This is a genomic window from Leifsonia sp. Leaf336 (assembly GCF_001423695.1).
In the GTDB taxonomy this organism is placed as follows: Bacteria; Actinomycetota; Actinomycetes; order Actinomycetales; family Microbacteriaceae; genus Leifsonia.
This window is the reverse complement of the sequence record NZ_LMOZ01000002.1, coordinates 26577-40012: the sequence shown is the minus strand read 5'-3', so window position 1 is coordinate 40012 and position 13436 is coordinate 26577. Positions and strand designations below refer to the sequence as shown.

12 protein-coding genes are annotated in these 13436 nt (G+C 66.5%); 4 read left to right on the top strand and 8 right to left on the bottom strand.

What is annotated here, in order from left to right; genetic code table 11:
* Nucleotides 1–3 precede the first annotated feature (3 nt).
* From ASF88_RS09135 to ASF88_RS09125, 3 genes are read left to right on the top strand one after another with little or no spacing between them, the layout of a single operon-like run.
* Nucleotides 4–864 carry a fumarylacetoacetate hydrolase family protein gene (locus ASF88_RS09135; RefSeq protein ID WP_055917040.1) on the top strand — a complete coding sequence of 287 codons (861 nt, stop codon included), beginning with the start codon at nucleotides 4–6 and terminating at the stop codon, nucleotides 862–864.
* An 8-nt stretch (nucleotides 865–872) separates the two neighbouring features.
* Complete coding sequence (locus ASF88_RS09130; RefSeq protein ID WP_235493374.1) at nucleotides 873–1907, top strand: zinc-dependent alcohol dehydrogenase; 1035 nt, start codon at nucleotides 873–875, stop codon at nucleotides 1905–1907.
* The gene (locus ASF88_RS09125) at nucleotides 1904–2578 is read left to right on the top strand and encodes an SDR family NAD(P)-dependent oxidoreductase (protein ID WP_055917034.1); all 675 of its coding nucleotides are present in this window, start codon (nucleotides 1904–1906) and stop codon (nucleotides 2576–2578) included. The genes ASF88_RS09130 and ASF88_RS09125 overlap by 4 nt, the downstream gene beginning before the upstream one ends.
* A 34-nt stretch (nucleotides 2579–2612) precedes the next feature.
* On the opposite strand, the gene ASF88_RS09120 is transcribed toward ASF88_RS09125, so the two are convergent.
* The 3 genes from ASF88_RS09120 to ASF88_RS09110 form a co-directional block, all read right to left on the bottom strand.
* A complete protein-coding gene (locus tag ASF88_RS09120) occupies nucleotides 2613–3395 on the bottom strand; it encodes an IclR family transcriptional regulator (protein ID WP_200935262.1) in 783 nt (260 codons plus the stop codon).
* 65 nt (nucleotides 3396–3460) lie between these two features.
* Complete coding sequence (locus ASF88_RS09115; protein WP_157498292.1) at nucleotides 3461–4639, bottom strand: serine hydrolase domain-containing protein; 1179 nt, start codon at nucleotides 4637–4639, stop codon at nucleotides 3461–3463.
* A gap of 12 nt (nucleotides 4640–4651) precedes the next feature.
* Nucleotides 4652–6121: an MFS transporter gene (locus tag ASF88_RS09110; protein WP_055917029.1), complete on the bottom strand. Its 1470-nt coding sequence runs from the start codon at nucleotides 6119–6121 to the stop codon at nucleotides 4652–4654.
* A gap of 210 nt (nucleotides 6122–6331) precedes the next feature.
* Between ASF88_RS09110 and ASF88_RS09105 the strand changes: the two genes are divergently transcribed.
* Complete coding sequence (locus ASF88_RS09105) at nucleotides 6332–6994, top strand: TetR/AcrR family transcriptional regulator (RefSeq protein WP_082518990.1); 663 nt, start codon at nucleotides 6332–6334, stop codon at nucleotides 6992–6994.
* A 10-nt stretch (nucleotides 6995–7004) separates the two neighbouring features.
* Here ASF88_RS09105 and ASF88_RS09100 read toward each other — a convergent pair whose 3' ends face one another.
* The 5 genes from ASF88_RS09100 to ASF88_RS09080 all read right to left on the bottom strand — a co-directional run bounded on the left by ASF88_RS09100 (nucleotide 7005) and on the right by ASF88_RS09080 (nucleotide 13369).
* Complete coding sequence (locus ASF88_RS09100) at nucleotides 7005–9029, bottom strand: PKD domain-containing protein (RefSeq protein WP_055917023.1); 2025 nt, start codon at nucleotides 9027–9029, stop codon at nucleotides 7005–7007.
* A 63-nt stretch (nucleotides 9030–9092) separates the two neighbouring features.
* On the bottom strand, nucleotides 9093–10124 hold the full coding sequence (locus tag ASF88_RS09095) for a LacI family DNA-binding transcriptional regulator (protein ID WP_055917020.1): 1032 nt from the start codon (nucleotides 10122–10124) through the stop codon (nucleotides 9093–9095).
* A 114-nt stretch (nucleotides 10125–10238) separates the two neighbouring features.
* Nucleotides 10239–11510, bottom strand: coding sequence for an ABC transporter substrate-binding protein (locus ASF88_RS09090; protein ID WP_055917017.1), 1272 nt, complete (start codon nucleotides 11508–11510; stop codon nucleotides 10239–10241).
* A gap of 81 nt (nucleotides 11511–11591) precedes the next feature.
* Nucleotides 11592–12416, bottom strand: coding sequence for a carbohydrate ABC transporter permease (locus ASF88_RS09085; protein ID WP_055917014.1), 825 nt, complete (start codon nucleotides 12414–12416; stop codon nucleotides 11592–11594).
* Complete coding sequence (locus tag ASF88_RS09080) at nucleotides 12413–13369, bottom strand: carbohydrate ABC transporter permease (RefSeq protein WP_055917011.1); 957 nt, start codon at nucleotides 13367–13369, stop codon at nucleotides 12413–12415. The genes ASF88_RS09085 and ASF88_RS09080 overlap by 4 nt, the downstream gene beginning before the upstream one ends.
* Nucleotides 13370–13436: the final 67 nt, after the last annotated feature.

Here is a 13436-nt window from a genome sequence, read left to right as displayed (position 1 = left end):
GCAATGAAACTCCTCCGCATCGGCGCGTTCGGCGCCGAGAAGCCCGCCGCCCTCGTCGACGACCACAGCTACGTCGACCTGTCGGATGTCGTGTCGGACTTCGACGAACCGTTCTTCGCCCACGACGGCATCCGCACGATCCGGCCCGTCGTGGCGCAGCGGATCGAACGCGGTGAGATCGAGCAGCTCGACGGCCAGCGCATCGGCGCCCCGATCGCGCGGCCCCACCAGATCATCTGCGTCGGCCTGAACTACTCCGACCACGCCGCCGAGACCGGTCAGGCCGTGCCGTCCGAACCGATCCTGTTCACGAAGTCCCCGAACACGCTCGTCGGGCCCAATGACGACGTGCGCATCCCGCGCGGCTCCACCAAGCCCGACTGGGAGGTCGAGCTCGGCATCGTGATCGGCAAGCGGACGAGCTACCTGGACTCCGTCGAGCAGGCTCGGGAACACATCGCCGGCTGGACGCTCGTCAACGACGTCTCCGAGCGCGCCTTCCAGATGGAGCGCGGCGGCCAGTGGCTCAAGGGCAAGTCCGCAGAGACCTTCAACCCGGCCGGACCCTACCTCGTCACCCAGGACGAGATCGCGGACGTCAACGACCTGGGCATGTGGCTGGACGTCAACGGCACCCGCCGGCAGACCGGATCGACGGCGACGATGATCTTCGACCCGTTCTTCATCGTGCACTACATCAGCCAGTTCCTGGTGCTCGAGCCCGGAGATCTGATCAACACCGGCACGCCGCCCGGGGTCGGCATGGGCTTCCGCCCGGAGATCTGGCTGCAAGCCGGCGACGTCATGGAGCTCGGGATCGACGGACTCGGCGAGCAGCGCCAGACCGTGGTCGCGCCGCGATGAAGGCGTTCGTGGTCCGGGCCCCCCGCGTCGCCGGGGTGGAGGACGTCCCCGACGCCATCGCTGGCCCCGGTGAGGTGCTGATCGACGTCAAGCGAGCAGGTGTCTGCGGCACGGACATCGAGTTCTATACCGGCGAGATGCAGTACCTGCACGAAGGTCACGCGCACTTCCCGATCCGACTGGGTCACGAATGGATGGGCGTGGTCAGCGCCGTCGGTGATGGCGTGGATCCGTCGTGGGTCGGCACCCGGGTCACCGGCGACACCATGATCGGCTGCGGCACGTGCGCACGCTGCCTCGACGGTCGTCATCACGTCTGCGAGAACCGCACCGAGCTCGGCATCCGCGGCGGGCGTCCCGGCGCGCTCGCGGAACGCCTCGCCTACCCGGCCTCTTACCTCCATGCCTTGCCGGACTCGGTGGACGACGCGTCCGGTGCGCTGGTCGAGCCCGCCGGCAACGCGCTGCGTTCGGTCTGGGCGGCGCAGCTCCGGCCCGGTGACCGGGCGCTCGTCCTCGGCCTTGGTTCGATCGGCCTGCTCGTCGCGATGTTCGCGCGCGCCGCAGGTGCAGAGGTGCACCTGCTGGGGCGCAGCGAACGCTCCCTCGTGTTCGCGCGAACTCTCGGCTTCGAGAATGTCTGGACCGAGGACAGCCTGCCGGGCCTCCCCTGGGACGCCGTCATCGACGCCTCGAACGCACCCACCCTGCCCGCGAAGGCCCTCGAGCTTGTGGAGCCGGGCAAGCGCGTCGTGTACGTCGGCCTCGCCGGCAGTCCGAGCCTGATCGACACACGCGACCTTGCCCTCAAAGACGTCACCGCGGTGGGAATCCTGGGAGGAAGCCAAGGGCTCGACGGCGCCATCGCCGCTTTCGCCGACGGCTCGGTCGACCCGCGCCCGCTGGTCTCGCACGTCGTGAGCCTCGAAGAACTGGCCGTGGTCCTCGCGGGCGACAGCCCGACGCCTGCCGGCAGCGGGCCGAAGACCCACATCGCAATCTCCGGCGCGCTGGGGCGTCCGGCGGAAAGGAACATCCGATGAGAACAGCAGTCGTCACGGGCGGAGCGCGCGGTCTGGGAGCTGCGACCGCGGCTCGCCTTCGCGAGAGGGGATTGAGGGTGCACACCGTCGATCTCAGCGACGACGCCGACTTCCAGCTCGATGTCACTGATACGGCCGCGCTTGCAGCCGCGTCCGAGCGCATCGGCCCTGTCGACGTCCTGGTGAACTCGGCGGGGATCGTCGGCCCGAACAAACCCCTGCTGCGGACGACCCCCGACGAGTGGCGCCGCGTCCTCGACGTGAACGTCCTCGGTATCGTCGCCACGATGACCGCCTTCGTGCCCGGCATGGTGGAGCGCGGATGGGGCCGCGTGGTCAATTTCGCGAGCATGGCCGGCAAGGACGGCAACCCCAACCTCTCGATCTATTCCGCCTCGAAGGCAGCCGTCATCGCATTGACGAAATCAGCCGGGAAGGAACTCGCCACGACGGGCGTGCTGGTCAACGCGATCGCGCCCGCCGTTTTCGCCACACCGATGAACGACGACACCGCACCCGACGTTCTCGAGCACATCACCAGCCTGATTCCGATGAAGCGGGTCGGTCGACCGGATGAGGTGGCGTCCCTGGTGGAGTTCCTGACCTCCGACGCCGTCAGCTTCTCGACGGGCGCGGTTTACGACATCAGCGGTGGGCGCGCCACCTACTGACTGCACGTCCTTCGTTCGGCGACCTTGTCCGAGTTCAGGAAGCCGCCACAAGCGGGCTCTCGGGCGACTCGACGATCCGCCTGATGTTCGGCACTTCGCCGACCAGTCGGTCCAGTGGCATCCGGAAGGTGAGCGCGCTGACACTGATCGCGCCGTCGAGGCCTGCGAAGCCACTCTCGAACGGAACGGCGACGCAGTTGACCCCGAGCTCGTTCTCCTGGTCGTCGACGGCGTAGCCGCGTTCCCTCGTCGCTTCCAGCTCCTTCCACAGCGCTGGAACTGTCGTTATCGAATGCGGTGTCCGTGCCTCCAACGGCCGCCCAGCGAGCCACTCGCTCAGCTCCTTCTCACTGCGCAGACGGGAGCTCAGGAGCAGCTTGCCGACCGCGGTCCGGTACGCAGGATTTCGTCCGCCGACCTCCGACGTCAGCCGCACAGCTCCCTGCGGCGGGTCCATCTTCGCTCGATAGACGACCTCGGAGCCGTCCAGAACGGCGAAGTGGGCCGTCTCGCCGTATCGCTCGACGAGCGCGTGGAGGATCGGAGTCACCCGCACGGAATCCGGGCGCTCCGCGTGGTTGCGCATGGCGAGGCGGATGAGCTCGTCGCCGAGGACGTAGGAACCCCGGGCGACCTGCGTCGCCAGTCCGGCTCGGCGCAGCGCCGACAGGGCCCGGTGCACCGTCGGCTTGGAACTGTCGACCGCACGCGACAATTCATCGAGCGTCGCGCCCTCCGGTCGATCGGCCAATGCGACGAGAACCGCGAGCACACGGTCGGCACCCACCAGCTTGGCGTCGTCCTCACTCTGGGGCACGAGGCGCTCCTCTTTCTTCGTCTGAAGAAACAGGTTACCTTCCCCGCGGCGGAGGGACGCTCGACTCAGCCCAGCACGTCGGCCAAGGCGCGCGTCACGGCGATGCCGCGCTGCCAGTCGCCCCACTCGTTGGTCACATAGGCGAATCCGAGTTTCGCATCGATATCGGCGAACGCGACCTGGCCGCCGGCCCCGTCATGGCCGAACGACCTTGCCGACAAGTAGGGGTCCCAGTCGCTCTGGATCATGAAGCCGGCGCCGAAGCTCTGGTATGGGGCCGGCCCGGTGACGAAGTACGGGACACCCGAGCTCCGCTCGGCTCGCAGGGCCTCCACCGTCCCGGGCTCGAGAAGCCGGACGCCGTTCGTGTCGACGACCGTGGCCGAGTAGATCCGAGCGAGACCCGACGCCGTCGAGGTCCCACTGACACCCGAGAGCTCGTAGCGGTGGAACGGAGGGACGTCGACTGCTCCCCGCAAGGGCAGAGGTCCGAGGAATCCGCCGATACGCTCCGCCCAGTAGGCGGTGTCGCGGTCCACCTCCGGATCCGGAGCGGGCGGGGTGGTCTCGTCCACAATCCAGGCGACGCGCCCGTCCTCCTCCTCGGGCAGTCCGATCCAGGTGTCCGCGCCGAGGGGTTCGGCGATTTCGCGCCGGAATACGGTGCCGAGGCTCTGCCCCGTCGCGTTGTGGACGAGCTTCCCGGTGATCGAGCCGTGCGTGATCGCGTGGTAGTTGTGATGCTTCGGAACGTCCCACAGCGGTTCCTGCGCGGCCAGCAAGTCGGCGACCCACAGCTCGTCCAACGCGGCGACGGGGTCCACCTCGGCCCGGGGGGCCGGCACGCCGGCTCGGTGCGCCAAGGCATCTCCGATGGTGGCGGCACCCTTCCCATGTGCACCGAACTCCGGCCAGACCGCCGTGATCGGAGTGTCGAGCGACGGTAGGCGGCCGTCCTGGAGCAGCCTGCCGACGACGATGGTGGCCAGGCCCTTGGTGCAGGAATAGACCGTGGCGAGGGTGTCGAGACCGAACGGCTGTCGGGTTTTCCGGTTCGCGGTCCCGGCCGCGATCTCGACGACGGGCGCGCCGTCGATCCAGATGGAGAGTGAAGCACCGGTGCTGGTGTTGTCGGAAATGGTCTTTGCGAAGGCGTCGGCCACCGGGCCGAACCCCGTCTCCACCAACGTGCTGCTCTGCGACAGACTCATCCTTGAACCTTCCCGATCGATCGTGCCGGCCACGTGCTCCGAAACCTACCGGCGTCCGCCGTGGTTTCGGGAACGCTTGCGCAACTTCCCCTCCACGGTTCCCACCAGTTCCTCACCCGATGCCAGGAGTGCTGAGTTGGTGTTGGCGTTGACCTGGGTCTGATCCAGCAGGATCGTACCGACGGGGATCCCACCGGTCTTGCGGAACTCGAGCTGCTCGGTGAGTTCCGGTAGTCGGCGTTCGAATCGGTTGTGGTAGAACAGCGCGATCACGCAGACCGCCACACTCAGCGCCGCCGGCACCCAGCTCATCAGCAGCACGATGCCGCCGATCGCTGTGGGGGACTGTGTATTGTGCGCGCCGTTGTACCCGACGATTCCGAGAACGAGGCCCGCCATTCCCGCGGCGAGGCCGCTTCCGGCGCTCTGAGCGAAGCTCTGCACTCCGCCGCCGACGCTCTCGAGCCGCCGGTTGCCCTTCCATTCGTTGTACGTGGCGTTGTCGATGACCAGGACGGTCGCAAGGAAGGAGGCGGGGAGGGCGCCGACCGACGTCAGGACGGCGGCGATGAGAAGCAGAGGGATGTTCGCCCCGGCGAACGAGTACATCGCGAAGCCCAGCGCACCGATCAGCGAGAAGCCGGCGATCACCCGGGACACCGAGAACCGGCGTACGAGGGGCGGCAGGAGCGCGAGCACCGGCAGCGCCAGGATGTTCACGATGCCGAAGACGCCCATGATCGCAAGGTTGCCGACGATGTAGCGGAAGTAGTACGCTCCGACGCCGACACTGCCGACCACGGATCCGAGGAGCGTGATGCTGGACAGCATCCACAGATAGGGGTTGGTGCGGAGAACGAGCATGATGTCGCGCATCTTCACCCTCGGGCTGTCCTCCGCCTCCGTATTGCGGATCTCCTTGATGGTGAGGAATCTCAGCAGGCCGAATACGGCGAGCGGTACCGCGACGCAGATGCTGATGATGGACCACGCCTCGGGGGTCTTCCCCGCCTGCTGGACCAGGATCGGGACGGAGACGCCCGCGAGGAGGGCGACGGCTCCGACGATCAGCCCGGATCGCGCCGAAAGCTTGGTGTAGACGTCCCTGTTCGCGAACGCCCGCGCCATGTAGAGGGGCTGGTTCGCGTTGAACAAGGGTGTGAAGACCGCTGTGACGAGCAGGTAGGAGATGAAGACCCAGACATACTTCGCCACCTCGCCGAGGCCCCCGGGAACCGAGAACATCACGGCGGTGAAGACCCAGATGCCGACGATCGCCAGGTCGAACGGGCGCGCTTTGCCGAACCGCGTCTCCGGCGCCACGTCCACCAGCCATCCCGCGACGAGCGCGCCGACGGCATCGACGAACCGGCTGAGCAGCAGCAGGAGCCCGACGATCGGAGCTGACAGCTGGAGGGTGTCGGTGCAGTAGATGGTGAAGAAGCCCAGGAACAGCACGTTCGCGGCATAGGAGGCATGCGACGACGACCACGCGACCAGCTTTCCGAAGGACACCCGTGTCGGGTCGAGTCTCTTCGCCTCGCGTCGAGCCGTTCTTTCGGTCGTAGACGACGTCGTCATTTCGGTTCCTCCGTTGGACACCAGGCGGCAGTCGGGATCGCCGCCGTACGGAAATGATAGGCACGCGCCTCGTCGGCACGCAACGCCAAACTTCATACTTACTCAGTATTTGCGCAACGCGGCCGGATGGTTATGGTGAAGACCATGACGAACACCCGAAGCAAGCGAGGCCCCTACGCGCGATCGCTGAAGCGACGCCAGTCCATCGCGGACGCGGTCCTGGGGATCGTGGACGAACTCGGGTACGAAGGGGTTACGACGGCACTCGTCGCCGAGCGCTCCGGGTCGAACGAGGCGACCGTGCTGTACCACTTCCCGACGAAGGACCACCTCTTGCTCGCCGCCCTCGCACGCCTCGACGATCTCGCGGCCGAGAGCTCAGGATTCGGGACGGACGTCGACGTCGAGGGCCACGATGTCGATCCGGGTGCGTTGGACACCCTCCTGCACGACGTCGACTTCCCGCTCATCGTCAACGCCGGTCCGCGGGAGCGGCTCGTCGCCTACGTTCGCGGACTGGCCATGACTCCCGGCCATCCGGCCGCAACCTACTTCGCCGAGCGAGACGCCCGCGCGGTCGCGATCTTCACCCGCATCATCGAGGCGCGTCAGGACGCCGGCCTGGTGCACCCCGCCCTCGACCCGGCGGACGTCGCTACGCAGTTCATCGCGCTCTGGCAGGGGCTGGGCGAGCTGTCGGGGGTCGACTCGACCGTCGATGCCAACCGACTCCTGAATCGCGGCCTCCGGATGCTCGCGGGCCAGGACATCATGGAGGCTCAGCGCCGCATGCTCGAGCTCCCCTGACCGACCTCCTTCAGCTGACGACGACGCGGACTCGCGCCAGGTTCTGGATCCGGCCGAACGGCGACTCCGTGTTCTCACCATGCTGAGCGACGGCTTTGACGGTCACGAAATACGTGCCGGGTGCGCTGAAGATGTGCGCCCTCTCCTGGGTGGCCGGGCCCGCGGACGTGACCGGCTGCCGATCCTCGAACCGGCCGGAGCCGTCGATATCCCAGTGCAGTTCGACGATCCGCGCGTCCTGCTCGGAGGTCTCCGCCACCGCACGGAACGCCACCCGCTCCCCCGCGGCGACGTCCGCGCGCTGCGCGCCATTCGCGGTCAGCACGACCGTCGGCTGGACCCCGCCGCGATCGCCCGCAGCCGCCGGAAGTACGATCTGTCCGTCCATCACGTCGTACCGGGTCGATGGGGCGGGCTCGACACCGGCCTCCGCCCACGCGGCCACCTGGCGGAGCGCCGTGTGCAGCACGCCCAGGTAGCTCACGGTGTGCGTCGGATGCTCCTGGTACGCGACATCGCCGTGAAGCGCGTGGTCGACCATCCAGACGCGGAGGGTGTCGTCCGTCGCGTCACCCAGGTGCTCGCGCACCTTGGAGCGATACCAGTCGGCCTGCCAGGCGAACGCCTCGCGATCGTGGAGCGACTCCACGACGATCATCTTGTCTGCGATGTCGCCCGACTGGATGGTACCGGACGCGCCACGGGACATGATCGGTCCGAGCAGGAGGGGCCGCTGCGGATACTTCGGGGAGCCGTCGGCCAGACGGAACTGATCCCACACCGTGAACTCGCGGTCGGGCACCTGGTGCCGATGGTAGGTCTGGGCGGCGAGCAGGTTGCTGTTGTCGATGCTGACCTCATCGCCCGCGCGCAGCGTCTGCAGGCCGGGGCTCAGATCGGGGAAGTCCACCAGGACCAAGTCGCCTTCCACACCGGAGCTGGTCGCCTCCGTCCCCGCCGCCGCACCCGTGAGCACGGCGATCACCGAGTTCATCGGGTTCGTGTGCGGCGCGTCCGCGATACGGAACGCGACGACGACATCCGGTCCCGTGATACCACCCTTGAACGCCTCGTCGACCCCGCCGGAAGGACCGTCCACGATCCCCAGGAGCAGCCCGGTCTCGGCCGCCTCCTGACGGGTATAGACACGGGTGACGGTGCTCGTGAGCCGGACGCGGTCGCGGTGGACGGACGACGCGGGATCGGCTCCGAGGTACCCCGGCACAGTCCAGAAATCGTCGTAGTACGTGGGGTCGATCGCACCGAGCGACTTGTAGAGGACACCGAACGCCTGCGTCCCCATCGTCCGATGGCCGTACCACGACGGGGGCGGGAAGCCCATCTTCGTCACCTCGTCGTAGGCGGCACGTTGCTCGCCCGTCAGGGCGTCGTCGATAGTTCGCTCGGATCCCGGTTCGACGACGTCGACGACGTCGTCGAGGACGTCTCGCAGAACCCGCATCGCGTGCATCCGGACGGTGAAGACATTGGGGATCGCGACCGGACTCCCGATGACATAGGGAACGAAGCCGTCCCACGCGTCGCGCGTGTTCTCGGCCGCACCGATCGTCCGGAAACCGCCGCCGGATCCGCCGAACGCATAGCCGTACGTGGTGTGCGGACCATAGACCGACTGGGCGACCGTCTTGGCATAGAGCGCCGCCGCTGCATGCGACCGGTACGCCCCGATCGTCGGGTCGTTGTCGAGCTGCACCTTGCTCAGATCCGGTGCGCCCCCACCGTTCGTCTCGACGAAGAAGGCTCCGGAGGAGAACGAGAAACCGATCTTGTCCTCTTCGCCGGAGAGCTGGGGCGCCAGGTGCTCGCTCTCGGGCACCGGGGTGATGTGCTGATAGAAGCGACCCTCGTACGCGCCGGCCGGCGGGAAGTAGAACGAGAACCGGGTATCGGTGCCGACGAACCCGCCGTGGACGTAACGGTGCGCCCGGGGTTCCGTGCGCTCTTCATCGATGTCGATGTACGGCTCCTGGAAGAGCTCGTCTTCGATCTGGAATTCGGTGATCGTGTCGGTCATTGCTCGTTACTCCTCGTCGAGGTCACGCTGGGAGCCTAGGTTTCGGCAGCCCGCGAGTCAATCCTAATATTGAGCAAATGGTAATATTGGCAGAGTTGATCGTCTGACCACGAGCTCAGTGCGCAGCTCCTCCCGTTCACGCGACTGCGAGCACCCGGAGCGCAGCTCGCCGACGAGCTGCACGGCCCGGCTCGACATCGCGTGAATGGGTTGCCGGACGGACGTCATCGGCGGTGAGGCCATTGCCACCCGGCGCTCGTCGTTGAATCCGATCACGCTGACATCATGCGGAATGCTCAATCGAAGCCTCTCGGCAGCTCGATAGACGGCCAGCGCGAGGTCGTCATTGCTCGCGAAGACACCTACCGGCGTTCCGAGTTCCCTCACCGCCGCCGCGAAGCCTCGGGTCACCTCTGCACCGCCCCAATCGCCGTCGATACGCACGATCGTCGCGTCGGGGCGGAATGAACGGATCGCGGCGCGGAACCCTTCCTCCCGAGCCTTTCCGAAGCGATAGCGGGGCACGCCCGAGACGAACACGAAAGTCGTGAGACCCGTACGGGCGAGATGCGCTCCCGCATCGTAGCCGCCTTGCCAATCGGTCGCCCCGACGCTGGCGACCTCGCCGTGGGGATCGGACATCGGGTCGAGCAGGACGACCGGCACGTTCGCGTCGGTCAACTCTCTCAGCTGGGCCCGAGTGGGCTTGATGACCCCGAGGATCACGCCGGAGGGGCGACGCCGTGCGACGCGTGCCGGCCAATCGTCGGCCACGTCCTCGCGCTCGAGCGTGAGCACGAGGTCGTATCCGCTCGTGAAGGCGGCTTTGCGCACGCCGGCGACGACGCTGCTCGTCCACGGGTCGTCGAAGGTCCCGAGGACGAGCTCGATCAACCGGGGGTCGAGGGCGCTCTGCCGATTGTGACTCCTGCGGCTGGGGCGGTATCCGAGCTCTCCCGCGACAGCCAGGACCGTGCGGCGGGTGACAGCCGTCAGATCGCCTCGCCCCGCGAGCGCCCGGGAGGCCGTCGATATCGACACCCCTGCAGCCTCAGCAACCGTCCGAAGTGTGACACTTCCCGTCTGCTCGGCCACCCCGACCTCCTGACCTCTCGCATGTGCCCGGCGCCCGACAGGCTCGTGGAGCTCGCCGTGGCCAGGCCGGCCAAGCGGGGCGCCGCTCTCGCCCGGCGCCCCGCCTGTGTTCCGCTACGGCTTCGTATAAGCCGCCTGCAATTTCTCCGCGACGCCCTTGGGAGTGTCGTTGCCGAGGAGCATCGACTGCACGGACTGGTTCAGCGCAGCCTGGACGGGCGCCTGGAGCGTCTCCAGCGGTGCGAACTTGCCGTCGGCGATCAGGGCGGCGAAGTCCTTGAGTTCCGCCGGCGCCTTGTACTTGTCGTTGGGAAGCACCGGAACGGACGAGAACCCCTGGGCGTAGACGAGCGACGCTTCCGGCGTCCCCATGAAGTCGAGGAAGGCCTGTGCCGTCGCCGGGTTCTTGGCCTTCGCGTTGATCGTGGTGACGAAGCCCGGGAGCGCCGTGATGTAGGTCTTGCCGTCGTTCGTCGCCGGCATCGCCGCGATGGCGAACGTCGACTTCGGAGCCGCCTTCTGGAGCGTGGGGAGGACAGCCCCCACGTCCACGATGCCCAGCGCGTGCCCTGCAGCGACCTCCGTCGCCGCCTGGTCGCGGGTGCGCCCGATGGAGCCATCGCCGAAGCAGCCGTCGTTGAACATCTTCTGGTAGATCTGGAACTGCTTCACGTAGGGCGATGTCGGGTACGTCGCCTTGCCGCTGGCGAGCTTGTCGGAGAACTGGGGATCCGGGCCGTCGATCAGAGTCGCGTTCTGAGCGAAGGTGAGGAACTGAGGTCCCTGGCTCGTCGCGTCGAGACCCTGGCCGTACGCGTACACCCCCTTGGCCTTGGCGTCCTTGCAGAGCTGGTAGACGTCGTCCAGCGTGGCGGGGATCTTCAGCCCGAGCTCATCGAGCTTGCTCTTGTTGTAGATGGCCGAGAGCGGCTGCAGCGCGCCGGGGTAGGCGTAGGTCTTGCCCTTGTAATTGAACGAGGTCTCCCACGCCTTCGGGATCTGCCCGGTCCAGCTCGCCGTCAGTGGGAGGATGCGGTTGTGCGCGGCGAGTGCGGCGAGGGTGTCGGCGTTGTCCGTGGGGTCTCCGCCGGGGAAAGACGTGAGGATGTCCGGTGCGGTCCCCGCCTGTAGCTGGGTCATGACCAGCGAACCGACGTCGCCGCCCTGATAGTTGAACTTCACCTTCACGTTCGGGTACTTCTTCTCGAAGTCTTGCGCGATCTTCTCGTACGTCGACTTGAACCCACTGAAGAAGACTCCGGTGAGGGTGCCCCCGATCTTGCCGCTGGCGGCGGTGCCGGAGCTGCCGCTGCCCGAGCATGCGGTGAGGGAGATCGACGCGAGCGCGATTACCGCAGTCGCGATGACTCGTTTCTTGATCTTCATCGATCTGGATCCTTGTCTGTGTCAGGTTGTGCTGTGGTGGGGGAAGCCCGGCGGAGTATGCGGCCGGACGGAGTGCCGCTGTCAGCCTTTGAGACCGCCCGCGAAGCCTTGGATGACGTACCGCTGGAAGATCAGGTACAGGGCGAGGACGGGGATCATCGAGATGATCAGCGAAGCGAAGATGAGAGGCCAGTTGCTCGTGTACTGCCCGACGAACTGGTAGATGGCCATGGGGATGGTGACCTGGTCGCTGCCGGCCAGATAGATCAGCGGTGTGAAGAAGTCGTTCCAGATTCCGACCGCGTTGAGGATGAGGCAGGTGCCGAGCACCGGTCGCAGAAGCGGGACCACCACGTGCCAGAAGGTCTGGATCGGGCTGCAGCCGTCGATCTGCCCGGCCTCCTCGTACTCGGTCGGGACGCTGGAGCGGATGAACGTGGTGATGAGGAAGATCGAGAACGGCATCTGCACTCCCGCATACACGATCACCAGCGACCAGATACTCCCGAGCAACCCGAGGTCGCGCATCTGGATGTAGAGCGGGATCAGGGCGAGCTGGAACGGAAGGAGCAAACCGACGAGGAAGAAGTAGAACGTCGCGTTGGAGAGCCGCGCGGTGGACCGGGCCAGCGGGTAGGAGGCCATGGTGGCGAGCCCGAGGACGACGACGCACGACAGACTCGTCACGATCAGACTGGTGACGATGGACCCCGGTAGCGGCGAACCGTTCCAGGCGCCGATGAAGTTGTCGAGCGTCGGCCGCAGGGTGGGAAAGATCGCCGGCGTGAGGTCGTCCGGACTGCGAAGAGACAGGTTCACCAGGATATACACGGGGATGAGGAAGACGATCGTCACCCCGTAGGCGAGAACATGGGACCCGATGCGGGTGCCGAGGCGACCTTTCATGACTTCCTCTCCTGACGACGAAGAACCGTGAACTGGATGAACGACAGCACTCCGACAGCCACGGCGAGCACCAGGGCGAACGCCGCCGACTCTCCCCATTCGCCGAACTGGCTGAAGATCTGGTAGATCTGCGTCGAGATCGTCTGCGTCTGGCCGCCCGGGCCGCCGCCGGTGATGGAGAAGATCTGGTCGAAGATCTTCAACCCCCCGATGAGTCCGATCATGAGGTTGATGGTGATGGCGGGCGCCAGCAGCGGACGGGTCACGAACCAGAACCGCTTCCAGTACCCTGCGCCGTCGAGGGAGGCGGCCTCCAACAGCTCGGCCGGTACGCCCTGCAGCCCCGCGAGGTAGATGATCATCGTCGAGCCGGTGAACTGCCAGACGATCGTGACGATGATGATCCACAAGGCCGAGGTGGGGTTGCCGAGGAAATCGACCTGCGGCAACCCGAGCGAGTGAAGCACCAGATTGGCGGCGCCGATGCCGGGCGGCCCGAAGATGAACTTGAACAGATAGCCGACGACCAGCGCCGAGACGACCATCGGCGCGAAGATGATCGTCCGCAAGACATTCCGCCCGGCGATCCTGCCAGTCAGGAGCAGGGCCAGTCCGAGCCCGAACACGTTCTGCAGCACCACGACGATGAACGCGATCACGAGCGTGCGGAGGGCCGCAGGACCAGCATCCGACTGGAAGATCTTGGTGAAGTTGTCCCAACCGGTGAACGTGGGATTCGGGTTCGAGAAGGACCAGTTCGTGAACGCCGAGCCGATGCCCTGGAAGGTCGGGGCGAGCACCACGTACAGATAGATCGCCGCCGCAGGGAGTACGAACCACCACAGTTTCGCGCCGACGCTGTTGCGGCGCGGCCGGCGGCGTGCGGGCTTGTGCGGGATGTCGTCGAGTGACGACGTCGCCACCCGGGGCGGGCGGTTCGTTGCTGTGGTCATCGTTGACTTCTTTTCCGATCGCATATCTCGTCGTCAAATTTCCGTCATACGGAACTAGATTCTGACT